Genomic DNA, 24,701 nt, shown 5'->3' with positions numbered 1-24,701 from the left:
CCATATCGCTGCCGCCCCGTATCTCCCGCGATAATGAAGCGCCGGCGGCGATAAGTAAAGATGAAGCCGGCAAGGTGAATCCCGCCGGGCGAAAAAAACGGCCGCCGGTCAGCCGTTGCCGTCCAGTAAATCCGCATAGGCGTCGGTTACCAGCATGATTTTACCGATATGGGTGCTCCCTTCCATCAGCGCATGGGCCTCGGCGGCCTGGCGCAACGGAAAAGCCCGTTCGATCAGCGGCCGGATCTTACCCGCCGCCAGCAGCGGCCAGACCTGCTGCTGCAAGTCGGCGGCAATGGCGGCCTTGTCCGCCACCGGACGCGGCCGCAGCGTCGAGCCGGTATGGATCAGGCGCTTGGCCAGCATCTTCATCAGATTGAGCTCTTTTGCCGGGCCATCCTGTACGCCGATTTGCACGATGCGCCCGTCCATCGCCGCCGCCGCATAGTTACGCGCCACATAGTCGCCGGCAATCAGATCGACAATCACATCCGCGCCATGCCCGCCGGTCAGTCGTTCCGTCTGTGCGACAAAATCCTCGGTACGGTAGTTAATGGCATGATCGGCGCCCAGCTTGCGCGCCGCCGCGCATTTCTCTTCGGAGCCGACGGTGGTCAGCACCGTGGCGCCAAAGGCCTTCGCCAGCATAATGGCGACGGTGCCGATACCGGAGGTGCCGCCGTGCACCAGCAGGATCTCCCCTGCTTTGAGTTTACCGCGCCGGAAAACGTTAACCCAAACGGTGAAAAAGGTCTCCGGCAGCGCCGCGGCCTCCAGCAGCGACAGGCCCTGCGGCACCGGCAGCGCGTTGCTTTCATGCACCACGCAATATTCGGCGTAACCGCCGCCGGCCACCAGGCCGCACACCTCGTCGCCGACGGCAAAACGCCCGGCGCCGTCGCCCAGCGCCGCCACGACCCCCGCGAACTCAAGCCCCGGCAGTTCGGAGGCGCCCGCGGGCGGCGGATAACTGCCTTTACGCTGCAACACGTCGGGACGGTTAACGCCCGCCGCGGCAACCTTGACCAGCAGGTAGCCGGGACCGGGACGGGGTACCGGCAGCTCGGCCGCAATCAGTTGTTCGGGGCCGCCGGGCTGTTTAATCCTGACGGCTTGCATGGTGGCGGGAACGGTGGATAAAGTCATAGCTAGCGTCCTGTAACAGAGTCTTCAATCCCGGGTCGGGATAAAGAATTAACGATCCGATGCAAGATAGCCTAGCCTATTTTGCGCCGCGGCTCAGCTATCCGCCGTGCTATGTTCGCGTAATCGCGTTTCAAGTCGTGCGATCAACTGCCCCAGTTCGCGCATATCGTCGCCGTCCAGCACCGGGCCGGGTTGCCGCACCGCCGCGCTGCGGATCACCCCCCGGCGGCGCAGTGTTTCCTTGCGCAGCGCCAGGCCGATGCCGTACTGGAATTCGTGGCGCAGCAGCGGCAGATAGACATCAAATACATCCTCGGCCTGCTCGGCCTTGCCTGCCTGGAACAGCGCGCAGACCCGCACCAGCATTTCCGGATAGGCGAATCCGGTCATCGCCCCGTCCGCGCCGCGCCGCATTTCCTGCGGTAAAAACAGACCGCCGTTGCCGGCCAGGATACTGATGCGCCGCAGGCCGCGCGCCGCGCTTTGTCCCCGTACCTGGCTCAGCTTGCGCAATCCCGGCAAATCTTCATGTTTCAGCATCACCAACTGCGGCAGCGCCTCAATCAAGCGAAGGATAACCGCCACCGACGTATGCACGCCGGTGGACTGGGGAAAATCCTGCAGGCAGATGGGCACATCGCCCCCCAGCAATCCCGCCACCGTCAAATAATATTGGCTTATTTGATCGTCGGTTTTAAGATTGGCCACCGGCGCCAGCATCACGCCGGCGGCGCCCAGCTCCATGGCGGTATGGCTTAGCCGCTGTACGTGACGGTGGGACGCGTGGCTGACGCCGACCACCACCGGCACCCGCCCATTGACACGCGTCAGCACCCGGCGCATAAACAGCAGCGATTCGTCGTCCGTCAGCTTGGGCGCCTCCCCCATCATGCCGAGAATGGTGATACCGCTGACGCCCTGCTGCAAATAAAAATCGGTCAGGCGATCGGCGCTGTCCAAATCCAGCCCGCCGTCATCGGTAAAGGGGGTGGCTGAAATGATATAGACGCCGCGCGCCTGTTCATTGAGTTTATCGGTCATATCTACCCTACCTTGCTGAATAAAATGTGTCTCGTCCGCCAGGACGCGGCGGCGGAGGGCGGTCCCTCAGGCACGCGGGTCCTGGTGAAATACCATGGCGTCCCCCGGCTGGAACCCCCAGTCGACGATGTGACCGGGCGTACGCTCAAGGGTTGGGATATCCGGCGGCGCATAGGCGATAATGGTTTGTCCCAGCGAGGCGATAAACAGCTTCCAGTGCATGCCGCAAAAGGTCGCCGCCTGAATTTCGCCCCGGTGGCGCACCGCCGCCCGGCGGCCCGGGTCGCCCACCAGCAGATGTTCCGGGCGGATGCCAAGTCGGGCGCCGCCGTCCTGTTGGATAAAATTACATTCCCCCAGAAATCCGGCGACAAAAGGACTGCCCGGCCGGCGGTACAAGGTTTCCGGCGCGCCGGACTCCACAATGCCGCCGTTTTCCATGATCACGATGGTATCGGAGAGATTCATCGCCTCCTCCTGATCGTGGGTGACAAACACCACGGTCAGGCCCAGTTCCCGGTGCAGTTGTTTAATCTGCAGCTGTATGGTCTGGCGCAGGTTTTTATCCAGCGCCCCCAGCGGCTCATCCATCAGCAGGATATCCGGATTGAATACCAGCGCCCGCGCCAGCGCGGTGCGCTGCTGCTGGCCGCCGGACAGTTCCCCCGGCATGCGCGCGCGGTACTCGTCCAGGCTGACCAGCGCCAGGGCCTCCGCCACCTTGCGTTCTATATCCGCTTTGGCCATGCGCCGCATGCGCAGCGGAAAGGCGACATTTTCAAACACCGACATATGCGGAAACAGCGCGTAGTTCTGGAATACCATGCCGATATTGCGATCGGCAATCGGCGTGCTGCTGACATTTTTTCCGGCGATGTGCACGCTGCCGCGATCCGGCATTTCAAACCCGGCGATAATTTTCAGTAAGGTGGTCTTGCCGGAGCCTGAGGCACCCAGTAAGGTGCAAAACTCGCCGCGCCGCACCGCAAGGTCCACGTTCGGCAAGGCGATGACGCCACCGTAGGTTTTGCGGATCCCCTTGAGTGCGACGTCTTTACCTTGTAGCTGTTGCATGCTTTTCTCCATGGCGACCGAACAGGCTGTGGGCGATTAAAATCAGCGCGGTGGCGGCGATCAGCACGCAGGACGCGGAAATGACCGTCGGGTCGAAGTCAAATGACAAGCCCTCATACATCAGTTTTGGCAGCGTGCGGTTGCGCAGGGTTGTCAGGAACAGCGCCATCACCACATCGTCGAACGAGGTAATAAACGCAAACACCGCCCCGCCGATGATGCCCGGCAGCAGGGCCGGCAGCATCACCCGCCGGAACATCCGCGGCCAACTCGCGCCCAGGCTGAGCGCCGCCAGCTCCAGGTTGGGATCAAAGCTTTGCAGCGCCGCGCGCAGGGTAATATAGACATAGGGGGTGGCCAGCACCGTATGGCCGATAACCAGCGCCACCGAGTTACTGATCAAGCCGCGCGGACCACACAGATAATACAGCGCCACGGCGGTGATAATCGCCGGCACCGACATCGGGATGATAAACAACGTTTCCAGCAAGCCTTTACGGCCCGGGCGCATCTTATAGACGCCCAGCGCGGCGGCGGCCCCCAGCGCCATCGAGGCGGCGGTGACCATCGCGCCGACCTTGACGCTTTGCCATAGCGCGGCCATCCATTTGGGATCCTGGAAGAAATTGCGATACCAGCGGACGCCGTATTCCGGCGGCGGAAAGGTCGGAAAGCTGCCGGTGCCGAAGCTCATCGGGATCACCACCAGGATCGGCAACAGCAGGAACGCCGCGCACAATACGCCCGCCAGCGCGCCGATACGTCCGCCGCCCGTCCGCCGGGCGCTGCTCATCTGGCTGCCCTTGCCCGCCTGGCCGCTCATGAGTTTATCCAGTCCGAACAGGCGATTGAACAGCCACAGCGCGAACAGCGTGGTCACCAGCAATACTCCCGCCAGCGCGGCGGCGATGCCCCAGTTCAACTCATCGCTGATATTGTGCGAGATAAGCTCGGCAATCATGCGCTGCGCCGGGCCGCCCATCAGCGAAGGCGTGATGTAGTACCCCACCGCGTTCATAAACACGATAATGGCTCCCGCCACCATGCCGGGGCGCGTCAGCGGCAAAATCACCCGGGTGAATATGCCGATAGAATCGGCGCCCATGCCTTGGGCCGCCAGGATAAGCGAGTTATCCAGCGCCCGGAACGAAGCGTACAGCGGTAATACCACGAACGGCATCAATACATGGGTCATGCCGATCAGCACACCGGTAAAGTTGTAGAGAAAGGCGATCGGATGATCGATAAGGCTGGTGGTGATAAGCAGCGTATTCAGCGGCCCGTTTTGCTGCAACAGCGCGATCCAGGCCGATGTGCGCACCAGCGCGCTGGACCAGAACGGCAGCAGCACGGCAAAAAACAGCAGTTTCGACAGCGCCGGCCTGACCGATGCCATCAGATAAGCCAGCGGATAACTCATGATCACGCAGCTGCCGGTCACCACGGTGGCGATGACAAAGGTGTTTTGCAGCACGATGCGGTAGATCGGCACCTGCAGCAGGCGCAGATAATTATCCGCCGACAGCGCGCCCTGGCTGTACAAGCCCTGTTTAAGCAGGCCCAGAATCGGCCAGATAAAAAACAGCGCCAGGAAAACCAGCAGCGGCAGGGCCAGCAGGCACAGGCGGGAAAAACGCCGCGTCTCCTTGTCCCGGCCTGCCGCGCTCAGTGTTATGGTCGACATAGATTCTCCATGGGGCCGAACTTGCGCAGACCGCCGCCAGCCTGGGGCTGACTGCGGTTTTGACGATAAGCGTCGGCCGCGTTGATCCATGATAGGAATGATGTTTTCACTTTGCCTCCGCAGCTTGCACGCAACCTTGACCGCGCCGGCGCATGCTTGCCGGGGAAGGCCTCGTCCGGCATTCTTTTTGCATACTTCTGGTATACCAAGAGTAACGCTGAAATCTTATGCAAGAAGCAGACCCGAAATGCAGCGTCGGGAAAATTTCATTCTTCCCCGGCCCCGTCGGCGCGCGCAGAGCGAACATCGCCCCGCATATCATGGCGGTACGGGTATTTCTAAGCTGCATAGATATCGGTACAGACGGGGCCTGCGCCAGCCGGCGGCGTTCGTTTATGGGGCATCAGGCCCCAGGCGGGTGCAACGGGGCAAAGGATAAGGCCTTTATCGCCGCCCAGAAACCTTAATGGCACCACATTATTCAAGGGGATGACATGTCAGAAAAATTTATTGCCCGGCGTATGAAACGCGTACGCCCCTCGCCAACCGGGGCCATAGCCGATACCGTGCGCGCCATGGAGGAAGCGGGCCTTGATGTAATAAACCTGGGCCTGGGCGAGCTGGATTTCGCCACGCCGCCGGCCATCGGCCAAGCCGGGATCGATGCCATAGTGCGCGGCGACACCAAATATACCGCCGTGGCCGGCACATTGGCGCTGAGGCAGGCGATCGCCGATAAGTTCCAACGAGATAACGGGCTATCCTACCGGCCGGCGGAGATCATCGCCGGCACCGGCGCCAAGCAGCTTATTTTCAACGCCTTTATGGCCACCCTGTCGCCGGGAGATGAAGTGATTATTCCGGCGCCCTATTGGGTCTCCTATCCGGATATGGTGGCGCTGGCCGAGGGCGAGACGCGAATAGTGGCCTGTAGCGAAGCGTCGGGCTGGAAGCTACAGCCCGAGGATCTGAGGGCGGCCATTACCCCGCGCACCCGCTGGCTGGTGCTCAACTCCCCCAACAACCCCACCGGGGCGGTCTATTGCCATCAGGAACTGGCGGCGCTGGCCGCCGTGCTGGTCGATGCGCCGCAGGTACTGGTGCTATCTGATGATATCTACGAACGCCTGCGCCACCAGGACGAGCCGTTTGCCACGCTGGCGGCGGTTGAGCCGCGCCTGCGGGATCGGACGCTGACGGTTAACGGGTTATCAAAAGGGTTCTCCATGACCGGCTGGCGGCTGGGCTATGCAGGCGGGCCGGGCTGGCTGATTACCGCCATGCAGGTGTTGCAATCGCAGAGCACCTCCAATCCCAGTTCGGTATCCCAGGCGGCGGCGCTGACCGCGCTGACCGCGCCCGACGATTTTACCGCCGGCTGGCTGGCCCGGCTTGCGGCGCGGCGGGCGATAGTCATGGCGATGATTGACCAGGTGGAGGGACTCAGCGCCCAAACTCCCCCCGGCGCCTTCTATGTCTTTGCCTGCTGCTGCGGACTGCTGGGTAAACGCGCGCCCGACGGCGCTTTGCTGGCAACCGATGGCGACGTGGCCGACTATCTGGCGCGCAGCGCCCGGGTGGCGACGCTGCAAGGCGCGGCATTCGGCATGTCGCCCTATATCCGCATCGCCTATGCCCTCGACGACCAACGCCTGTCTGAAGCCTGCGAACGCATTAAACAGGCCTGCGCCCGGCTGCGCTAACTGATAAACAACTGGCGCGGGAACTGGGTTAACCGCTCATGGCCGCTGTCGGTAATCGCGATGGTTTCGGACATGCCGAAACCACGCGCCAGTACATAGGTATGAAACGTCATGCCCGGGACAAAATGCCAGGCGCAGCCCGGCGCCGCTTCCAGCGGCTCGCCGCCGCTCGGCGCCAGCAGCAGGCCGACCGAATAGAAGGTTTTATTGGTGTAGGTCTCGCGCAGTCCCGCCGCCAGCACGCCCTCGCGATAGACCGCGTCCGGCACGGTGGCCGCCACGCCGGGCCGCACTTCCGCCAGCGCCGCATCCTGTATGGCAATCAACTGCTCCACCGTGCGGCGGTCCTCATCGCTGGCCTGGCCGACGCGGATCGGGCGCATAAAGCGCGCATGGTAATGCCGTACGTTGGGCGTGGTTTCAATCTGTACGATATCGCCGTGCGCCAGCACCCGATCGCTGTAACCGCCGTGCAAATGGTAAGCACGCTCCCCCGACGACATGACCCCCGGCCCCGGCAAATCACTGCCGGCGCGGATCATGGCGCTACAGATTTCCGCCGCCATGTCCCGTTCACTGACGCCGGGCCTGGCCGCCCCGATCGCCGCCGCCATGCCGGCCTCGGCCGCCCGCGCCGCCCTGCGTTGATAGCTGATTTCCGCCGGGGACTTAATAAAGCGCATCTCCGTAACCAATTGGCTTTCATCGAGCATCAGCGCATCCGGCAGACCGGCCCGGAGGCCGTTAAACCGCGCCACCGACAGCGGCCATGCCCCCATTTCCACCGCCAGCCGGGGCGAACTGCCGAGCCGCGAGCGGATCGCCTGCACCGCGACGGCGGTTTTATCGTCGCTGTCGCTCCACATCTCCCGATCGGGGAACAGGCAGGTGCTGTCGAGATAATATGCTTCCACGTCACGGCAAATCACCGTCGGATCGCCGTTCGCCGGAATAATGGCAAACTGGAACGACGAGTAGGCGCGGGTAAAGAATCCCGTCAGCCAGGTTACGCTTTCCGGCATAAACGCCAGCAGGGCATCATAGCCTTTTGCCACCAGTTGTTGCCGCACCCGCGCCAGGCGTTGGTCATATTCCGCTTTTTCAAACCAGTAATTGGTTTCCACCATCATTGATACCCTATTTGTGAATTACTGTTGCATGGCGGTGTTGTAGGCTTCACCCGCCGCCAGGGAATGGGCCGCCCACCAGTCGATATTCATAAACAACGCATTGGCCAGGCGTTCAGGCGTCGAGGGCAGCCGCCCCAGGCGCGATTTATCAATCAGCGGGATTGACTTAGGCGTTACCGGACCGTAGGCCACATATTGACTGAAACGCGCCTGCACCTCCGGGCGAATGATGTAGTTGAGGAATTTAACTGCCTGCGCCTTGTTGGGGGCGTCTTTGACAATCATAAAATAGCCTACCTGGGCCACTGATTGATCCCAGGCCATGGCAATCGGCAGACCGTCGTCAATGCCGGCCTGGAAACGGCCGTTCCAGCCCAGCGCCATGACCACTTCGCCGCTGCCCAGCGCCTGTACCGGCTGCGCGCCCGATGACCACCACATGGCGACATAGGGCTTGATCTGGCGGATCTTATTCAACGCGCGCTCCATGCCGGCGGGCGTATCAAGGGTTTTATACACATCGGCGGGCGCGACGCCGTCGGCCAGCAGCGCCGCTTCCAGCACGGTGTCCGGCTTATCCGGCAGCGTGCGCTTACCGGGGAATTTCTTCACGTCCCAGAAGTCGGAGAACGTTTTCGGTCCGCCGTTGGGAAAAGCCTTGGTCGAATAGCCGATTACCGTGGAAAAGATTTCCGACGGTACGCCGTAGTCGTTGCGGGCCTGGGGCAGCACATTGCTTTCATCGACCATATCCGGCGTGATTTTTTCAAACAGGCCGCTTTTCGCCCCCTGCATCAGGCTGGCGCCGCCGGCGGTCACCACGTCCCACTCGACTTTATGGGTATCCACCATCGCCTTGATACGCGCGATAACCGGATTGGTATCCTCGATAACCTCAATGCCGGTTTCCTGGGTAAAAGGTTTCATCCAGGCCGCGCGAATGCCATCCTGGTATGCGCCGCCCCAACTGGCAAACGTCATTTCATCGGCTGCGGCGGCGTTTAACGGCAGCGCCGACGCGGCAACGACCGTGGCGGCGGCAAACGCGCCGAGCAGTTTTATGCGCAATCTTGTCATCACTTCTCTCCCTTCATCACTGGAAACATCGTTCCCGGCACGAAACCCTGCCCCGCGCCGGGCGATAAGCCGTTAACGTGCGATAAACGCCGCAAAGCGGGTCAGCATGGTTTTGGCCGCCGCGGCTTCGTCGGCGGTAGCGATAAGATGCCCGATATCCGCCCCGTCGCGCTCCATGGTGGCGCGGTTTTGCTCAAACCACAGCGGCGCCTGCCGCAGCGTAATTTCCGGATGGCCCTGGATACCCCAGATCGGCTGATCTTTATAACGCCAGATTTGGTTGGGGCATTGATCGCTGGCCGCGAGGATGGTCATGTCGGGATGGGTGGCGCGCACTTCATCGTTGTGCCAGACAAACATATACACCTGCGGCACGATGCCGGAGGCGATGGCATCGCCGGCGGCCGCGGGTGTCGCCTGCAGCCATTTATTGCCGATTTCGCACGTGGGGCGCCGGAAGACCTGATCCCGCCCGCACAACGCCGAGGCGAGGATCTGGCTACCGAAACAGATCCCCAGCATGGGGATGCCCAGGCCGGCGGCTTGCGTGATCAGCTGGTGTTCACGGTGGATAAAGGGAATATCTTCATAAGCGCCGTGCGGGCTGCCTGAAAGAAAAATGCCGTCATAACCGGCCAGGTCGGCGGGAAATTGGTTCTGGTAGGCCCAGTGGCGATCGACCTCCAGCCCCCATGATTCAAAACGATCGTCCAGGCGGGCGATCGTCTGTTGCGATTGGCCGTTGTGAAGATACAGCAGACGCTTGCGACCCATCGGGCCCTCCTGATACTCGTTAACGAACCGCTGTCGGCGGCCGGTAGTTAGCGCGAACCGCCGCCGGTGACCGACTGGAATATGGCGTTGCGCGCCCCTTCGATATGCCGCACCATCGCCTGCGCCGCACGCTCGCCGTCGCCCGCCTCAATGGCGTCGACGATCGCCAGGTGCTCGTTGCGCCCCGGTTCAAAACGCGAGGGCACGGTCTCTTTGCCAAACATCCGGGTGCGGGTGCGCAGCTCGCCTATCAGGCGCAGCAAGAGCTTATTGCCGCTGGTCTCGGCGATACTGAGATGCAGGAAGTCGTCGACTTCCCAATGATGGCCGGCCGTAACCTGATCGGGACCGGCCATCGCCATCAGCCGCTGGCGGATGGCGCCCAGCTTCGCCGCCGACATCTTGCCGGCGGCGCTGCGGGCGGCGTCGGCTTCCAGCAGCATGCGCACCGACATGATTTCTAAAATTTCGCTTAATTCCACGCCGTTAACCAGCAGCGTCCGCCCCGATCGGCGCAGATAATGGCTGCCTTCCAACCGGCCGAGCGCCTCGCGCACGGGCGTACGCGACAGGCCCAGCTGTTCCGCCAGCCGGCGTTCGTTTACCACGTCGCCATTGGCCAGGGCGCCGGCCTGGATCATGCGCAGCACGGCATCAAAGGCATTTTGCGTTAACGATTGATCGTGCGGTGGGGTTAATTCCGTTGCTTTCATTATTGCCTCCGTACTGCATGATTTTTACCCTGCCCTCTTTTTGTATTCTATTTGTATACCATTTGTCTACCGCAACATCCGCCGCTTAAATGCCCTGAACGTCTGATAACAGGCGGCGAATTGCAGTAAAATAAGCAAATCTTATTTCTTGACCGGCTGCGGACGCGTCCGGCGCCGGGCGAACGTATACCGCCAAGGCCCGTAGCAGGCATTGCGCGGGCTGAGCAGGGGGCAGAATAAAGAGCGGCGGGGCGGCAAGCGAAATAGTAATGCAGTCATTTTTGATCTGGCTGGCGCGCAGAGATAGGTTATCCGTATGGCGGTGTTTTTCCCGCGCCCGCGCCCTGGGGCAACATAAGGTTGCCGCATGAAACCAATAACATATCCTAACTAATAATTAGCTATATAAATTATATACATGAGCGAGATAACGCCGACGCATTGCCGGTTAAATTTTTTGATCCTTATTTATCAGCCAGCTAATCGCTTTTTAGGCCGCTATCCCGCTTTGGTGTCTTTTCAAACCGCCTGATTTATTTATACTGGACACATAAACAGTATTAATGGATTTATCAGCATGAAGATCATCACGACATTTTTTGCGCCCGCCGGCCTGTTGCCGGTGCTGTCCCTGCCGCTGTTCGCCGACCGGTGCCGGGCGGGTTTTCCCTCGCCGGCCCAGGATTATGTCGAAAAGACCCTCGACCTGAACGAATACTGTATCCGCCATCCCAGCGCCACCTATTTTGTCCGCGCCAGCGGCGATTCCATGACCGACGCGGGTATCGGCGACGGCGATCTGCTGGTGGTGGACCGGGCGGAAAAAGCCGGCCACGGCGATATCGTCATCGCCGCCGTCGACGGCGAATTTACCGTCAAACGGCTCTGCCTGCGGCCGCGCCTGGCGCTGCAGCCGATGAATCCGGCGTTCCCCGAACTGTTTCCCGACCCCGACACGCTGGAAATTTTCGGCGTGGTGCTGTTCGCCGTTCACGACACCCGCAATTGATCATGTTTGCCCTGGCCGACGTCAACAGCTTCTACGCCTCATGCGAAGGCCTGTTCCGTCCAGATCTGCGCGGCGTGCCGATCGTGGTGCTGAGCAATAACGACGGCTGCGTGATTGCCCGATCGGCGGAGGCGAAAAAACTCGGGGTGAAAATGGGCCTGCCCTATTTTCAACTGGAAGCGTTATTGCGCCGGCAGCGCATCGCCGTGTTTTCCTCGAACTACGCCCTGTACGCCGATATGTCGGCGCGGGTGATGGCGACGCTTGAAGCCCTGGCGCCCCGTACCGAGGTGTACTCCATCGACGAAGCTTGGATGGATGTCGCCGGCATAAATGCCAGCGTGCCCTACGATCGGTTCGGCCGGCAGGTGCGCGCGGCGGTGCGGGAGGTGACCGGATTGACGGTGGGGGTAGGCATTGCCCGCACCAAAACCCTGGCCAAACTGTGCAATCATGCGGCCAAGCGGTGGCCGGCCACCGGCGGCGTGGTGGCGCTTGACGATCCGATCCGGCTGCGCAGGCTGATGGCGTTGACGCCGGTTGAAGATGTGTGGGGCGTTGGGCGGCGTATCGGCAAAAAACTCACCGCCATGGGCATGCAAACCACGCTGCAGCTGGCCGACGCCAATATCCATTTTATCCGCAAAACCTTCGGCGTGGTGCTGGAGCGCACGGTACGGGAGCTGCGCGGCGAATCCTGCCTCAGTCTGGAGCAGCAGCCGCCGGCCAAGCAGCAGATCGTCTGCAGCCGCTCGTTTGGCGGCCGGGTCACCGATCTTGCCGCCATGCGCCAGGCGGTCTGCCGCTACGCCGGGCGCGCGGCGGAAAAACTGCGCCAGGAAAAACAGTATTGCCGCCAGATAGCGGTATTTATCCGCTCATCCCCCTACGCCATCAATGAGCCTTATTATGCCAACGGCGCCAGCGAAACGCTGCTCACCGCCACCCAGGATACCCGGGATATTATGGCGGCCGCCGTGCGCGGCCTGGAGCGCATCTGGCGCGACGGCCCCCGTTACGCCAAGGCGGGGGTAATGCTGAATGATTTTTCTCCCACCCGCCAGGCCCAGTTCCAGCTGTTTGACGACCATCCTCCCCGTCCGTCCAGCCGTGAGCTGATGGCGGTGCTCGACCGCATCAACCAGACCGGTATCGGCCATATCGGGTTTGCGGGCCAGGGCATCGCCCCCGCCTGGGCGATGAAGCGCGAGATGCTATCGCCGGCTTATACCACGCGCTGGGGGCAATTGCCCGTCGCCAGGATAATCTGAAGACGCGGGGTTAAAAAAGCCGCGCGGGCAAGGCCGGCACAGCCGGCAACGCGCTTTATTGACGGTAATATATTGCCACCCATCCGGATTGACGGTACAAATAAAGCCGCTATGGCAAGCGCGGGGGCCGTATCAGCTCCCGGCAACACAATTTACCTATTAAAATAAGATAATAAGGACACACCTCACATGTTAGCCAAGATTACCCGCCTGTTCCCGCTGTGGGCTGTTTTGCTGTCCATCGCCGCCTACTATTCCCCGACCACCTTTACCCGCATCGGGCCCTATGTGAGCATCCTGCTGATGCTGATTATGTTCGCCATGGGCGTCACGCTCCGGGTGGCTGATTTTAAACGCGTCCTCTCCCGCCCGGCGCCGGTTATCGCCGCCACCTTCCTGCACTACCTGGTGATGCCGCTGGCCGCCTGGATACTGGCCAAGCTGTTCCAGATGCCGCCCGATCTGTCGGCGGGCATGATCCTGGTGGGCAGCGTCGCCAGCGGCACGGCCTCCAATGTGATGATTTACCTGGCGAAAGGCGATGTGGCGCTGTCGGTGACCATTTCCGCCGTGTCCACCCTGGTGGGGGTTTTCGCCACGCCGCTGCTGACCCGGCTGTATGTGGATGCGCAGATCAAGGTCGATGTGGCGGGCATGCTGCTGAGCATTTTGCAGATTGTGGTTATCCCGATCTTTGCCGGCCTGGTTATCCATCATTTGTTTACCCGCGCCGTTAAGCGCGTGGAGCCTTGGCTGCCGGCGTTCTCAATGATCTGCATCCTGGCGATTATCAGCGCGGTGGTGGGCGGCAGCCAGGGATTTATCGGCTCGGTGGGGCTGGTGGTGATCGCGGCGGTGATCCTGCATAACGGCATCGGCCTGCTGAGCGGCTACTGGGGCGGAAAACTGTTCGGCTTTGACGAAACCACCTGCCGCACGCTGGCCATGGAGGTCGGCATGCAAAACTCCGGTCTGGCGGCCACCCTGGGCAAGATTTATTTCTCCCCCCTGGCCGCGCTGCCCGGCGCGCTGTTCTCGGTATGGCACAACCTGTCCGGTTCGGTGCTGGCCGGCTACTGGTCCGGCCGTCCGATCAAGAACGGGAAGCCAAAATAACGGCGCTACGCTATCAATGACGCCATGCCGTCCGGCGCAGAGGTTGCGCCGGCGGTTAACGTATCAGAAAGCTTAACGGAATACGTCCGCGCGGCTCGCCCATTTGATAAATAAAACCGCGGTGATTCCACCGTCGCCTATCGCCGGATTTACGCGTTGATGTGGTCATGGCCGCCTCTGGCGCCGTTGACGGCGGCGCCTGTCGTTTTCCCCATTTTCTCATCCGCCCGCTATGCTTAAGCCAAGTTAATCGATAAAGCCATCCGGTGACCGGCTGATAATGAGCGGCGCGTTACAGTTGTTTACTAAAATAGATAGCCGGTTAAACACAATTTGGGTGTTAAATCTCACCGCCTCTCAGCTCGCCGCTCTATTTGCCATACAGGATTACTGAAGATGACGCTTAGATTGAATGCCTTTAGTTCAATTAAACCCAATGTAAAATGGGCAACGGTGTTCTGGTTATTAAACGCTGTGTTACTGACGGCGGTAAGTTTCCGCTATTGGCAATGGATTACCATTCCGGCGGGGGATTACCGTTCGGTTATCTATTTGCTTACCGCCCAATACGCCCTGTTCGGCACCATTTGCCTGCTGGGCCTGGCGCTGAATTGCCTGTTGTGCCTGTTGCCCGGCCGGCTGTTCCGGGGCATCGGCATCCTGCTGGGGTTCTGCGCCGTTGCGGTGCTGGTTGTCGATACCCTGGTGTTCGCCCAATACCGCTTTCACCTTAACGGCGTCGTGCTCGAAATGCTGTTCGAGGGGCGCGACGTGGTCGACCTCTCATGGTACACCTGGCTGGTGGGCGCGGGCATGGGGCTGGCGCTGCTGGCGCTGCAACTGCTGTTTAACCGCCTGGCGCGCGCCGTACGCCGTCTAAGCACGCTCAGGACGCCCGGCTACAGCCTGATGGCGCTCAGTATCCTGGTCAGCCAGGGTATGCACGCCTGGGATGACGCCAACTATAGAACCCAGATCCCAAGTTATACCCATGATTTTCCGCTTTATTACCCGCTGACGGCCAAGTCCAGGCTGGTCGCCTGGGGACTGGTGGATCCCTCCCTGGCATTGAATAAAGAGAACAATCTACAGGCCGAGCCGGAAGGGACATTGCATTACCCCCTGCACCCTATCGCCTATGCCAAGCCGGCCCAGCAGCCCAATGTGCTGTTTATCCTGATCGACGCCTGGCGCTACGACGACGCCAATGACCGGGTGACCCCCAACGTCAGCCGGTTCGCGCAGCAGGCGCTGCGCTTCCATCAGCATCGCAGCGGCGGCAACTCTACCGAGCCGGGCATATTCAGTTTGTTCTACAGCCTGCCGGATACCTACTGGCTGGCGGTGCGTAACAGCGGCCAGCGCCCGGTGCTGATGCAAACCCTGGCCGACGAGGGGTATCAATTTTCCATTCACGGGTCGGCGGATCTCAACCATCCGCCGTTTGACCGCACGGTATTTTCCCATATTCCCGATTTGACCATCAGCAACAGCGAACCGTCTCCCGCCCGGCGCGACCGGCAGATCACCGATGCCTTTAAGCAGTTTATCGATAAGCGGGACGCTAAAAAGCCGTTTTTCGGTTTTCTGTTTTATGACGCGGCCCATGGCTACGACCTGCCGCCCGACGCGGCGACGCCGTTCAAGCCCTATTGGGAACGCGTGGATCACATTAAGCTCAACAACGATTTTGACCCGACCGAATACCATAACCGCTACCGGGACGCGCTGTATTATGACGATAGCCTGATAGGCGAGGTGTTGGCCAAACTGGCGCAGGCGGGGCTGGACAACAATACCCTGGTGGTGATTACCTCCGATCACGGCGAAGAGTTTAACGATCATAAAAAGAACTACTGGGGTCACGGCAGCAACTTTAGCGACGTGCAAATCCATGTGCCGATGTTTATGAAGCTGCCGGGCGGCGAAAGCGGCGATATCAACCGGCGCACCAGCCATTTCGATGTGGTGCCGACGCTGATGCAAACTATTGCGGGCGTCACGACCCCGGTGGGCGACTACAGCGTGGGACGCAATTTATTGCAGCCCGACGCGCCGCGTTCCGACGATATCATTGTCGGCAGTTATTACAATTACGCGGTGGTGTCCCCCGATCAGATTGACGTCGTCTACCCGGGCGGGATCTTCGAGACCTTTACGCCGGACCTGCAGCCCAGCAAGCAGCATCTGCTGCAGGGCGAGCGCCTGCGTAATATTATCGGGCTGATGTCGCGGTTTAATAAATAAAACGCCACCGCCCGGCGGCGGTCTTGTTCAGACTGCTGACAAGCGTGCACATGAGCTAGCGGTGGGTATGATGGGTAGGCTCAGTAAAGCGTAGCGCACCAGGGATGGCGCGCACGACGTTGCCATCAAACTCAACAAGACCGCCGCCGGGCGGTCTTGTTTCGATCAAATGAAATCGCAGGCATGATGACGGGAGGACGAGGACGCCCCTCAGAAGTTAAACGCGCCGCCGATATACGGGCCGTCGGCCAGGATATTGTCGCGGTCGCCGTCCTTGCCGTCCATCGCCATATAGCGGTAACCGACGCTGACGGTTACCAGCGGGATGGCGGTCAGCCTGACGCCGGCATTGGCTTCGGTATAGTTTTCCACGCCGCTGGAAAGGGAATCCGGCGAGTAGTAATAATCGCCATACAGGCTGAACAGGCTGCCCACCGGCAACTGCAGGCCTCCGCCCACGGCAATGGCATAACCTTCATCGCCGTCTTTTGGCCCCACATACAGTCCCTTGCCGCCCACGGTGCCCATAAACGGGCCGAGGGGAATATTGTAACCGAGGCCGAGGCCGGCGACATCGCCGTTGTCATCGTTATGCGCCCAATTGCCGCTGACGGCAATGCCCGGCGTAGTGGTCCCGAAACCAACGCCTACGTTGGTATAATGTTCGCCGACTTCACCGGTTACGCTTACGGCATTGGCGGATGCGGCGGCCAGTAACAGGCTGGCGGCGGCACCAGCAATAAAAAACGTCTTCATTGTTTTCTTCCTGAATCATCAAAATGGTCGGGAAACATTCCACCGCAGGAAGTTTAACGCAAAGAGTTGAAAGTGTAATGAGGTTAATTATATAAATTTCAGATACAAGCATTCATCCTGATTGGCGCGCCCCGCCGCCGGCGCATTATTTACCACAATGCTCCTTCACGTCTTTCGTGCCATTGCCGACCGCCCTGATGGCGGCGGAGAGTTTTTGTTTGGTGATTCCTAAGGTTTGCGTCCAGTACTCCACTTCCCACGGTTCCCGCAGGCTGATAAAATTTTTATCCTTCGGCTCTTGAAGATGAATTTGTTCACTCATTTCGTCGTGTCCCTGCTGATGGGAATAGCCCCATACCAGTTATAAGTTTATATAACTGAATAGCAACAGGGATTATTTAACTTTTGGGGCTGGATCATGACCCTGACCGAATAAAGCTGTTTATCTGCAAAACGTGAAAAGGATCGCAGTAACTTTTATTGTCTGCGGGAAATGTCGCCGCCCGGTAAATTACTAAATTAATCATCGCGCAGAGGATCGGCACCCGGAATCATTCCCGCCGCCCTGCGCGATATCTTGTCTTTCACTGGTCAATATCGGTCGATAGAGCAATGTCTTTTTGCGCTTCCAGCGCGGCCAGCCGCTGCGTCAGCGTCGCGTGGAGATGATCATAAGCCTGGCTGCCCAGCGTCAGCCGCCGGGGAGCGGGGCTGCGCTCCACGCTGGCCATGATTTCCCAGACCATCTTTACCGGGTCCCCCAGGATCGGGAAAGCCTCAGCGGCCAGCGCGCGACGCATATCCCCCGCCGGGGTGGCGTCATACTCCGCCATCGGCGGCGGGGTGATCAGCGCGCCGCCGAAGCCTGTTTTCGCCGGTCCCGGTTCCACCAGGGTAAACTCGATATTGAACGGCGCCACTTCCTGGGCCACCGCCTCGACGAATCCCTCGATACCCCATTTAGTGGCATGATACAGGCTGAAATTGGGATAGGCGGTTTGGCCGCCCTCCGAGGATATCTGCAGGATCCGCCCGCCGCCCTGGCGGCGCAGGTGCGGCAAGGCGACGCGGATAAGCTGGATCGAGCCGATGAGATTGGTATCGATCTGATGACGGATCTGCTCATCGCTCGCCTCCTCGCCCGCGCCGAACACCGCATAACCGGCATTGCTCACCACGATGTCGATACGGCCCCAATGCGCGACGGCCTGATCGAAAACACGATGCACCTGCTGCGTATCGGTAACGTCCAACGACGCCACCCACAGACGGTCGCCATACCGCGCCAGCAGATCGTCAAGCGCGCCGGTCTTGCGCAAGGTTGCCGCGACGCGATCGCCGCGCGCCAGGAGTTTTTCCGTCAGTTCCCGGCCAAGTCCCGAGGACGTGCCGGTAATAAACCACGTTCTAGACATACGCTGTCTCCTTATTGTTAAGGCGCCGCTATGATGGCGCGTTAACTGAGTATAAGGCCCGCAGATCCATGCTACTATCCGTACAATATCGCATGAAGAAGTGAAATAAACCCAGCAATGAAAAAACCCGATTTAGCGGATTTAACCGCTTTCGCCGCGATAGTCGCCCATCGCAGCTTTCGCAAGGCGGCGGACGAGCTAGGCCTGTCCCCCTCCACCCTCAGCCATATGATGCGGGTGCTGGAGCAGAATATGGGGGTGCGGCTGCTGCACCGGACCACCCGCAGCGTGGCGCCCACCGAGGCCGGCGAGCGGCTGGTGTCCCGTCTGCGCCCGTTGCTCAGGGATCTGGATTCGGCGCTGGAGGATGTCAACGAATTCCGCGACCGGCCCAGCGGCATATTACGCATTAACGCCAGCGAGCCGGCGGCCCGGCAACTGCTGGCGCGGGTGGTGCCGGCGTTTCTGGCGCGCTACCCGGAAATGTCCCTCGATCTGGTGACGGAGAACCGGCTGGTGGATATCGTCGCCGGCGGTTTTGACGCCGGCGTTCGCCTGGGCGAGGCGCTGCCGCAGGATATGATTGCCGTGCGTTTCGGCGGCGAGGTACGTTTTGTGACGGTGGCCGCTCCCGTCTATCTGGCGGGCCGCAGGCCGCCGCAGACGCCGGACGACTTGAAAGGACATGAATGCATCCGCCTGCGCCTGCCCAGCGGCAAGATTTTCCGCTGGGAATTTGCCCGCAACGGCCAGGAAATCGCCCTCGACGTGCCCGGCGCCCTGACCCTGGACCACCTGGGCCTGATGGCGGAATCCGCCGTCGCCGGACTGGGCATCGCCTACTTACCCGCGCCGGTGGCCCAGCCCTATATCGACCAGGGTAAACTTATCCGGGTGCTTGAGGAGTGGTGCCCGCCGATACCCGGGTTATTTTTATATTATCCCGGCAATCGCCATGTGCCGTTGGGGCTGAGGGCATTTATTGCCGTATTGAAAGAAGTTGATTAGTTTATTCGTAGATATTATTTTTTCAAATAAATTAATATCTGGCATTAATTAAATTCAATAGCACCGCGCATTGCAATGCTATTACCTGTTCGCGTAAACTGCGCAGCGCATTACTTATTGCGCACTATGCTTCGGCACTTATGCCATCAATATAATGCTCACTCCCATCGACATCATTATCCATTAGGTTTCTACTATATGCCTTTAAATGTAACACTCGCCTCGGCACCGCAAAATCAGCCATCCCTTACCGCCGGCCCTGGCAGCACCGCGCACGACCCCCATCTTGCCGGTGACCTTTTAATTGCATTGTTAAAAAAAACCGGCTACGCCGCAACGCCGCTTCCCGCAGAAATAGGGGATGTGACTATAGATAGCAATAATATCGATTTTTTTAATGAGATTTTCGTTAAAACGTATACCGCTACCCGTGATAAAAAAAACGTTCAGGACATCCGATTCGACAACGCATTCACCCTTTCGCTGCTCGACTGCGATGGCGGATTGGTAATAGCCTATGGCGAGAAAGTCTTTGAGCTGTCTAATATTACTATCGAATTATTAACGAATTTAATCATAAGCGATTACCATGATCATCCCGCCGCGTACGATAATACGCTGCTGGCGGATTTTATCCTGATGCAGACAGCGCTGGACGATAATACCGATAAACCCGATGTCCATAAAAAAATCGATATCCTGCATAATATATACCACGACATTCCCCAGCCCTGTTTTATTGCCGCCGCGTATATGATGGCGCACAGATCCATCAGTCCTTTCGACTTTTCCGTACCGGCGTCGATCCTGGCGCAGCTCAGGCAAGGCGGGCAGTTCGACATCGGCTTATGCATGCTGGACGGTAACGATATCAGCCAGGAGCGCCATGGCGTCGATTTTACCCTCACGCGCCATGATAATCAGAAAACCAGCCTGCAGGCGAATGTCCGCCCCCGGGATTTATTTAACCACGCGGCGGAGATCCGGCATTTCCTTGCCGCCAATTTAGGCGACCACTGTATTTTTCTGACCAGCAGCTACAGCGTCGGCCACTTTTGCTATTATGATATTAAAAATGATATTGTTTATTCCGGTCGGACAAAGGCGCTTTCCGCGGTAGCCTCCGGCATACATTTCGTCGACTATATGGCAACAAAATATAATAAAGATAATGAAAAGCAGCAAATCACTTTGTTTTGCACGGATAATAGCGCGGATGAAGTAGCGAAAATCATCGACAGCTTCTGATCAACCCCGCGTCATCAGCACCGCCAATACGCCGTCAGCACCTGGCCGGCGCTGATCCTTAAGCAGCTCAGCCGATGCATTTAACTCATATTTAATCCCGGTTTATTTATTAGAGCTTCCATTATTTTCCTCACATACTGAGCCATGTCAAATCACCCCAGACACCCGCGGTGAGCTGCTCACAATATGCATTAAGGATCATTTTATGGTTGCCGTTTCACCCCGCTTTACGGGGGCTATTGTCCGGGGCGCGCCGGGCGATACGCTTTCTTCGCCGCCGGGCATTGCCCCGGCTGACCCGATGCTTAACGCCGAAGGTATTTCGGTCACCTACCGTACCCGTCGTGGGATAATAGAAGCGCTGAAACAGGTCAGCCTGCGCATCGGCACGGGCGAGTTCGTCACGCTGCTGGGGCCGTCCGGCTGCGGAAAATCGACGCTGCTGAAAATTGCCGCCGGCCTGCTGCGTCCCTCCGCGGGGCAAATTACCATTGCCGGCAAGCCGTCCCACGGCCCTAACCGCAATATCGGCGTGGCGTTCCAGAAACCCACCCTGATGCCCTGGAAAACCGTGCTGGAAAATATCCTCATGCCGGCGCATACGCTTAAGCTGGATTTAACCCGGGCCCATGCCCGCGCCCTGGAGCTGCTCGCGCTGGTGGGACTGAGCGAATTCAGCCACAACTACCCTAATGAACTGTCCGGGGGCATGCAGCAGAGAGTCGGGCTGGCGCGCATGCTGCTGGGGGATCCCAAACTGTTATTGATGGATGAGCCCTTCGCGGCGCTGGATGCCATGACCCGGGAAACCCTGACCCTGGAACTGCAGCGCGTCTGGCTGCAAGACCGGAAATCCGTGCTGTTTATTACCCATAGCATCCCGGAGGCGGTGTTCCTGTCGGACCGGGTCCTGGTCATGTCCGCCCGCCCGGGAACCCTTATCGAAGACTACCGGATAACCCTGCCGCGGCCCCGATCGCCTGAGACCCTCTCCTCGCCCCCGTTCAGCGAGGCATGCCGGCACCTGCGCCGGCATTTTATGGAGCACGCGCAATGAACCGGATCCTATCGGTGATTTATCCGCTGATAACGCTTACGGTATTGTTGCTGGCATGGCAACTGGCCGTCAGCCTGCTGAATATTCCGGAATATATTTTACCCGCCCCCACCGCGGTGTGGACCACCTTGCTGGATCTGTTCCGCCAGGGCGTTATCTGGAAGCATATCGGCTATACCCTGTCGGCCACGCTTATCGGGTATGCGCTGGGCAGCGGCTTTGCCCTGATCGCCGGCGCCGCGCTGGCGGAATCCGCCACCTTCGAAAAATTCGTTTACCCGCTGCTGGTGGCTATCCAATCCACGCCTAAAGTGGCCCTGGCGCCGCTGATCCTGGTCTGGTTTGGTTTCGGCATCGCCTCCAAGGTGGTGCTGGTGGTGCTGTTATGCTTTTTCCCGCTGTTTATCAATACTCTGGTGGGATTTAAGCGGGTAGATGCCGACCTGATTGACGCCTGCCGGGCCTTTTCCGCCTCCCGCTGGTATATCTTCCGCCACGTTAAGCTGCCGTCGGTGGCCGGGGATATTTTTGCCGGTCTGCAGATAGGCATTGCGCTGGCGCTGATTGGCGCCGTGGTGGGCGAACTGGTGTCGTCGGAAGCCGGGCTCGGTTACATGATTGGCGCCGCCGCGGCGAATTTAAACGTCAGCACGATGTTTGCCGGCGTATTCCTGCTGGCGGTGATAGGGCTTATCGGGGCGCAAAGCGTGCGCTGGCTGCACCGGCGCCTGGTTTTTTGGGAAACACCCCGGGCCGATGATACCCGCACGGTGCGCTAACCCCAGGTTTGATGACATTAACGAGGCTCGCTATTTCATGACACAACGTGGTTATTTATTCAGCACTTTTTTTTGCCTGGCGCTAAGTGCGGCGGCCCAGGCTGAAGAACAGATTATCGTGGGATTGAATATTCCCCAAACCGTGGTCGACGGCAGTATTTATAGCGCCGCCGATAAGCTGGGTTACTTCCGCGCGGAAAACCTGGCGGTGAAAACCATCGTTTTCCAGGGCGCCGGCGCCCTGCTGCCGCAGGTTAACAGCAAAAAAATCGATATCGGCTTTCCGATGCCGGAGCCGGTGCTGGCGTCCTATGCCCCCGGCAAACAACCCTTGCCGGTACAGTTTTTCTATAACGCCCGGCCTTCCGGCGGCATGGAGCTGGCGGTATTGGACAGTTCGCCCATCAAGACCCTGGCCGACCTGAAAGGGAAAAAAATCGGCGTCGGCGCGCTGACCTGGGCTTCGATTCCGCAAACCCGCGCCGTGCTGGCCAACCAGGGACTGAATCCGGATAAAGACGTGCAGATCGTGGCCACCGGCGCGCTCGGCGCCGGCTTCCTGGCGTTAAAGGAAGGCCGCGTCGACGCGCTGAACTTTAACCAGAGCTGGCACGACATGCTGGAGCAAAGCGGCACTAAAATCCGCCGGTTGTCCTATCCGGCCGAATTTTCCGCGATGGTGGGCAATGGCTTTATCGCCCATAACGATACCCTGCGCGATCGCCGCGCCATGCTGGTGGGTTTTGGCCGCGCCATCACCAAGGCCACACTGGCGTGTGAGGCCAATCCCGGCTTCTGCGTCCAGACATTCTGGCAGGCGCAGCCGGAATTAAAACCGGGCGCCGAGGTCTACCAGGCCAAGCTGAAAGACGCGGTATTCCTGTTGGAACGCCGGTTAAAACGCACCCTTTACACACCTGAGGGTCAGCCGGTGGTGCCGGGACGATACGATATCGACGCCATTGCCCGCTATGTCGCCTTGATGCATGACGCCGGTGAACTGGACGTGGCCAGCGTACCGCTGGATAAGATTTTCACCAACGCGCTGGTCGGCGATATTAATCATTTCGATAAACAGGCCGTACAGCAACAGGCCCGCGTGGCCAAAATGGAGGAGAATTGATGATGCCGCTGACACTGACCGTTACCCCGGCCATCGCCTTGGTGGATGAACCGCGCCGCATCCGTCTCCATGGCCTGCGCCCCGGCGCCACGGTTGAGATTGAAGCCACATCCCGCACCGGCGATGGCGCGGCCTGGCGCAGTTACGCGCAATTTATCGCGGCGGATGACGGCACGGTGGATTTGCAGCGTGATGCGCCGGTTGCCGGTGATTACCGGGGCGTCGACGGCCAGGGATTACTGTGGTCGCAGCGGCAGGTTTCCCCGCCGACCGGCGCCGCCGGTCATCCGGCGGTTATCGCGCCGGTCACCGTGCATCTGCGCGCAACGGGACGCTCCGCCGGGGTGGATGCCGCACCTGTCCATGCCGACGCGCAAATGGTGCAACAGTTTAGCGCCGATAACGTCGCCTATCGGCCGATTGAAGAGCAGGGCCTGGTGGGCGCGCTCTATACGCCTGGCACGCCGGGGCCGCATCCGGTGGTTATCTACCTCAACGGATCCGGCGGCGGCATCAATCATCAGCGCGCCGCGTTATGGGCTTCCCGCGGCTATGCGGCGCTGGCATTGGGGTACTTCGGCGCGCCGGGCCTGCCGTCGCATATCTCCGCCACGCCGCTGGAATATTTCGCCGACGCCCTGGCCTGGGTACACGAGCGGCTGCGGCCGCGCAAGGGTTTTGTCGCGGTCAGCGGGCAGTCGCGCGGCGGGGAATTATCCCTGCTGCTGGCCGCCACCTTTCCCGAACGGGTGTCCGCCGTGATCGCCTATGTTCCCAGTTCGGTAACGCACGGCGTACTGGCGGCGGGACGCCCGGGTGAAAGCCGCTTCGCGCCCTGCTGGGTTTACCAGGGCAAGCCGCTGCCGATTGTCTGGCATGGAAACGACGCGCAGGCATGCTGGCGCGAAATTGACAACGCCCCGCAGCCGCGGCGCCAGGCGGCGGCGTTTGTCCACGCCCAGCGGAATACCGCCGCGGTGGAAGCCGCGCGCATCCAGGTGGAAAATATGCGCTGCCCGGTGCTGTTGATTTCCGGCGGCGACGATGGATTCTGGCCGTCCACCGACTACTGCCGCCATGTGACCAGGACGCTTAACGATCACGCCTATCCTTACCCCGTTCAGCACCTGGATTATCCCGACGCCGGCCACGCTATCGCCACGCCGTATGTGCCAGCCACGGTTATCGATAAGCCCCATGCGGTATCGGGCATTATCATGGCCGCCGGCGGCACGCCCGCCGCCAATGCCCACGCCTCGGCGGATTCGTGGCGCCACAGCCTGGCGTTTATGGCAAAACTGACGCAAAGCCGCTGATCAACTCGCCGCCT

22 protein-coding genes are annotated in these 24,701 nt (G+C 59.9%); 11 read left to right on the top strand and 11 right to left on the bottom strand.

The features are described from left to right. Positions 1-108 precede the first annotated feature (108 nt). From ACL2XF_RS25425 to ACL2XF_RS25410, 4 genes are all read right to left on the bottom strand, one after another. Entirely contained in the window at positions 109-1,146 is a 1,038-nt protein-coding gene (locus ACL2XF_RS25425) for an NAD(P)H-quinone oxidoreductase (RefSeq protein ID WP_413727735.1), read from the bottom strand. Positions 1,147-1,239: 93 nt separating this feature from the next. Continuing rightward, a complete protein-coding gene (locus ACL2XF_RS25420) occupies positions 1,240-2,187 on the bottom strand; it encodes a dihydrodipicolinate synthase family protein (protein WP_413721360.1) in 948 nt (315 codons plus the stop codon). A 66-nt stretch (positions 2,188-2,253) separates the two neighbouring features. Then, positions 2,254-3,261: an ABC transporter ATP-binding protein gene (locus ACL2XF_RS25415; protein ID WP_413721361.1), complete on the bottom strand. Its 1,008-nt coding sequence runs from the start codon at positions 3,259-3,261 to the stop codon at positions 2,254-2,256. Continuing rightward, positions 3,242-4,945, bottom strand: coding sequence for an ABC transporter permease subunit (locus tag ACL2XF_RS25410; RefSeq protein ID WP_413721362.1), 1,704 nt, complete (start codon positions 4,943-4,945; stop codon positions 3,242-3,244). Before ACL2XF_RS25410 ends, ACL2XF_RS25415 begins: the two co-directional genes overlap by 20 nt. A 494-nt stretch (positions 4,946-5,439) precedes the next feature. On the opposite strand from ACL2XF_RS25410, the gene ACL2XF_RS25405 reads away from it, so the two are divergent. Continuing rightward, on the top strand, positions 5,440-6,648 hold the full coding sequence (locus ACL2XF_RS25405; RefSeq protein WP_413727734.1) for a pyridoxal phosphate-dependent aminotransferase: 1,209 nt from the start codon (positions 5,440-5,442) through the stop codon (positions 6,646-6,648). On the opposite strand, the gene ACL2XF_RS25400 is transcribed toward ACL2XF_RS25405, so the two are convergent. The 4 genes from ACL2XF_RS25400 to ACL2XF_RS25385 form a co-directional block, all read right to left on the bottom strand. Then, positions 6,645-7,778, bottom strand: a complete 1,134-nt coding sequence (locus ACL2XF_RS25400) for a M24 family metallopeptidase (RefSeq protein WP_413727733.1) — start codon at positions 7,776-7,778, stop codon at positions 6,645-6,647. The two genes, ACL2XF_RS25405 and ACL2XF_RS25400, sit on opposite strands and share 4 nt — an antisense overlap. 18 nt (positions 7,779-7,796) lie before the next feature. Then, positions 7,797-8,855, bottom strand: a complete 1,059-nt coding sequence (locus ACL2XF_RS25395) for an ABC transporter substrate-binding protein (RefSeq protein WP_410013651.1) — start codon at positions 8,853-8,855, stop codon at positions 7,797-7,799. Positions 8,856-8,927: 72 nt separating this feature from the next. After that, positions 8,928-9,629: a type 1 glutamine amidotransferase gene (locus tag ACL2XF_RS25390; protein WP_413727732.1), complete on the bottom strand. Its 702-nt coding sequence runs from the start codon at positions 9,627-9,629 to the stop codon at positions 8,928-8,930. 47 nt (positions 9,630-9,676) lie between these two features. Beyond that, on the bottom strand, positions 9,677-10,342 hold the full coding sequence (locus tag ACL2XF_RS25385; protein ID WP_413721367.1) for a GntR family transcriptional regulator: 666 nt from the start codon (positions 10,340-10,342) through the stop codon (positions 9,677-9,679). Positions 10,343-10,919: 577 nt separating this feature from the next. Between ACL2XF_RS25385 and umuD the strand changes: the two genes are divergently transcribed. The 4 genes from umuD (at position 10,920) to ACL2XF_RS25365 (ending at position 15,985) form a co-directional block, all read left to right on the top strand. After that, positions 10,920-11,351, top strand: a complete 432-nt coding sequence (umuD, locus tag ACL2XF_RS25380) for a translesion error-prone DNA polymerase V autoproteolytic subunit (protein ID WP_410013648.1) — start codon at positions 10,920-10,922, stop codon at positions 11,349-11,351. A 2-nt stretch (positions 11,352-11,353) separates the two neighbouring features. Continuing rightward, positions 11,354-12,622, top strand: a complete 1,269-nt coding sequence (gene umuC, locus ACL2XF_RS25375; protein WP_413721369.1) for a translesion error-prone DNA polymerase V subunit UmuC — start codon at positions 11,354-11,356, stop codon at positions 12,620-12,622. 189 nt (positions 12,623-12,811) lie between these two features. Continuing rightward, a complete protein-coding gene (panS, locus tag ACL2XF_RS25370; RefSeq protein ID WP_413721370.1) occupies positions 12,812-13,738 on the top strand; it encodes a ketopantoate/pantoate/pantothenate transporter PanS in 927 nt (308 codons plus the stop codon). Between the two features lie 396 nt (positions 13,739-14,134). Then, complete coding sequence (locus ACL2XF_RS25365) at positions 14,135-15,985, top strand: DUF3413 domain-containing protein (RefSeq protein WP_413727731.1); 1,851 nt, start codon at positions 14,135-14,137, stop codon at positions 15,983-15,985. Positions 15,986-16,195: 210 nt separating this feature from the next. Here the strand turns inward: ACL2XF_RS25365 and ACL2XF_RS25360 are convergent, their stop codons facing one another. The 3 genes from ACL2XF_RS25360 to ACL2XF_RS25350 form a co-directional block, all read right to left on the bottom strand. Further along, positions 16,196-16,741 carry a YfaZ family outer membrane protein gene (locus ACL2XF_RS25360; RefSeq protein ID WP_410013644.1) on the bottom strand — a complete coding sequence of 182 codons (546 nt, stop codon included), beginning with the start codon at positions 16,739-16,741 and terminating at the stop codon, positions 16,196-16,198. Positions 16,742-16,886: 145 nt separating this feature from the next. Beyond that, complete coding sequence (locus tag ACL2XF_RS25355) at positions 16,887-17,063, bottom strand: DUF3606 domain-containing protein (protein ID WP_410013643.1); 177 nt, start codon at positions 17,061-17,063, stop codon at positions 16,887-16,889. Between the two features lie 262 nt (positions 17,064-17,325). After that, positions 17,326-18,156, bottom strand: a complete 831-nt coding sequence (locus ACL2XF_RS25350) for an SDR family oxidoreductase (protein ID WP_413721372.1) — start codon at positions 18,154-18,156, stop codon at positions 17,326-17,328. Between the two features lie 117 nt (positions 18,157-18,273). Here ACL2XF_RS25350 and ACL2XF_RS25345 point away from each other — a divergent pair, with 117 nt between their 5' ends. From ACL2XF_RS25345 to ACL2XF_RS25320, 6 genes are all read left to right on the top strand, one after another. After that, positions 18,274-19,164, top strand: a complete 891-nt coding sequence (locus ACL2XF_RS25345) for a LysR family transcriptional regulator (RefSeq protein WP_413727730.1) — start codon at positions 18,274-18,276, stop codon at positions 19,162-19,164. Between the two features lie 75 nt (positions 19,165-19,239). After that, on the top strand, positions 19,240-20,412 hold the full coding sequence (locus ACL2XF_RS25340) for a hypothetical protein (RefSeq protein WP_413727729.1): 1,173 nt from the start codon (positions 19,240-19,242) through the stop codon (positions 20,410-20,412). Between the two features lie 205 nt (positions 20,413-20,617). Next, positions 20,618-21,469 carry an ABC transporter ATP-binding protein gene (locus tag ACL2XF_RS25335; RefSeq protein ID WP_413727728.1) on the top strand — a complete coding sequence of 284 codons (852 nt, stop codon included), beginning with the start codon at positions 20,618-20,620 and terminating at the stop codon, positions 21,467-21,469. Then, positions 21,466-22,248 (top strand): ABC transporter permease, encoded by a 783-nt coding sequence (locus tag ACL2XF_RS25330; protein ID WP_410013638.1) that lies wholly within the window; start codon positions 21,466-21,468, stop codon positions 22,246-22,248. Before ACL2XF_RS25335 ends, ACL2XF_RS25330 begins: the two co-directional genes overlap by 4 nt. A gap of 37 nt (positions 22,249-22,285) precedes the next feature. Beyond that, complete coding sequence (locus tag ACL2XF_RS25325; RefSeq protein ID WP_413727727.1) at positions 22,286-23,371, top strand: ABC transporter substrate-binding protein; 1,086 nt, start codon at positions 22,286-22,288, stop codon at positions 23,369-23,371. Beyond that, positions 23,371-24,687, top strand: a complete 1,317-nt coding sequence (locus ACL2XF_RS25320; protein ID WP_413727726.1) for an acyl-CoA thioester hydrolase/BAAT C-terminal domain-containing protein — start codon at positions 23,371-23,373, stop codon at positions 24,685-24,687. Before ACL2XF_RS25325 ends, ACL2XF_RS25320 begins: the two co-directional genes overlap by 1 nt. Positions 24,688-24,701: the final 14 nt, after the last annotated feature.

Source organism: Sodalis sp. RH19, assembly GCF_047324215.1.
GTDB lineage: Bacteria > Pseudomonadota > Gammaproteobacteria > Enterobacterales > Enterobacteriaceae > Acerihabitans.
The sequence above is the reverse complement of the archived record's forward strand: the minus strand, read 5'-3'. Positions and strand labels throughout refer to the sequence as shown.

What these genes read in the sequence shown, in the direction of transcription:
- ACL2XF_RS25425 (WP_413727735.1), bottom strand. Translation starts at nt 1,146, where the DNA reads ATGACTTTATCCACCGTTCCCGCCACCATGCAAGCCGTCAGGATTAAA.
- ACL2XF_RS25420 (WP_413721360.1), bottom strand. Translation starts at nt 2,187, where the DNA reads ATGACCGATAAACTCAATGAACAGGCGCGCGGCGTCTATATCATTTCA.
- ACL2XF_RS25415 (WP_413721361.1), bottom strand. Translation starts at nt 3,261, where the DNA reads ATGCAACAGCTACAAGGTAAAGACGTCGCACTCAAGGGGATCCGCAAA.
- ACL2XF_RS25410 (WP_413721362.1), bottom strand. Translation starts at nt 4,945, where the DNA reads ATGTCGACCATAACACTGAGCGCGGCAGGCCGGGACAAGGAGACGCGG.
- ACL2XF_RS25405 (WP_413727734.1), top strand. Translation starts at nt 5,440, where the DNA reads ATGTCAGAAAAATTTATTGCCCGGCGTATGAAACGCGTACGCCCCTCG.
- ACL2XF_RS25400 (WP_413727733.1), bottom strand. Translation starts at nt 7,778, where the DNA reads ATGATGGTGGAAACCAATTACTGGTTTGAAAAAGCGGAATATGACCAA.
- ACL2XF_RS25395 (WP_410013651.1), bottom strand. Translation starts at nt 8,855, where the DNA reads ATGACAAGATTGCGCATAAAACTGCTCGGCGCGTTTGCCGCCGCCACG.
- ACL2XF_RS25390 (WP_413727732.1), bottom strand. Translation starts at nt 9,629, where the DNA reads ATGGGTCGCAAGCGTCTGCTGTATCTTCACAACGGCCAATCGCAACAG.
- ACL2XF_RS25385 (WP_413721367.1), bottom strand. Translation starts at nt 10,342, where the DNA reads ATGAAAGCAACGGAATTAACCCCACCGCACGATCAATCGTTAACGCAA.
- umuD (WP_410013648.1), top strand. Translation starts at nt 10,920, where the DNA reads ATGAAGATCATCACGACATTTTTTGCGCCCGCCGGCCTGTTGCCGGTG.
- umuC (WP_413721369.1), top strand. Translation starts at nt 11,354, where the DNA reads ATGTTTGCCCTGGCCGACGTCAACAGCTTCTACGCCTCATGCGAAGGC.
- panS (WP_413721370.1), top strand. Translation starts at nt 12,812, where the DNA reads ATGTTAGCCAAGATTACCCGCCTGTTCCCGCTGTGGGCTGTTTTGCTG.
- ACL2XF_RS25365 (WP_413727731.1), top strand. Translation starts at nt 14,135, where the DNA reads ATGACGCTTAGATTGAATGCCTTTAGTTCAATTAAACCCAATGTAAAA.
- ACL2XF_RS25360 (WP_410013644.1), bottom strand. Translation starts at nt 16,741, where the DNA reads ATGAAGACGTTTTTTATTGCTGGTGCCGCCGCCAGCCTGTTACTGGCC.
- ACL2XF_RS25355 (WP_410013643.1), bottom strand. Translation starts at nt 17,063, where the DNA reads ATGAGTGAACAAATTCATCTTCAAGAGCCGAAGGATAAAAATTTTATC.
- ACL2XF_RS25350 (WP_413721372.1), bottom strand. Translation starts at nt 18,156, where the DNA reads ATGTCTAGAACGTGGTTTATTACCGGCACGTCCTCGGGACTTGGCCGG.
- ACL2XF_RS25345 (WP_413727730.1), top strand. Translation starts at nt 18,274, where the DNA reads ATGAAAAAACCCGATTTAGCGGATTTAACCGCTTTCGCCGCGATAGTC.
- ACL2XF_RS25340 (WP_413727729.1), top strand. Translation starts at nt 19,240, where the DNA reads ATGCTATTACCTGTTCGCGTAAACTGCGCAGCGCATTACTTATTGCGC.
- ACL2XF_RS25335 (WP_413727728.1), top strand. Translation starts at nt 20,618, where the DNA reads ATGGTTGCCGTTTCACCCCGCTTTACGGGGGCTATTGTCCGGGGCGCG.
- ACL2XF_RS25330 (WP_410013638.1), top strand. Translation starts at nt 21,466, where the DNA reads ATGAACCGGATCCTATCGGTGATTTATCCGCTGATAACGCTTACGGTA.
- ACL2XF_RS25325 (WP_413727727.1), top strand. Translation starts at nt 22,286, where the DNA reads ATGACACAACGTGGTTATTTATTCAGCACTTTTTTTTGCCTGGCGCTA.
- ACL2XF_RS25320 (WP_413727726.1), top strand. Translation starts at nt 23,371, where the DNA reads ATGATGCCGCTGACACTGACCGTTACCCCGGCCATCGCCTTGGTGGAT.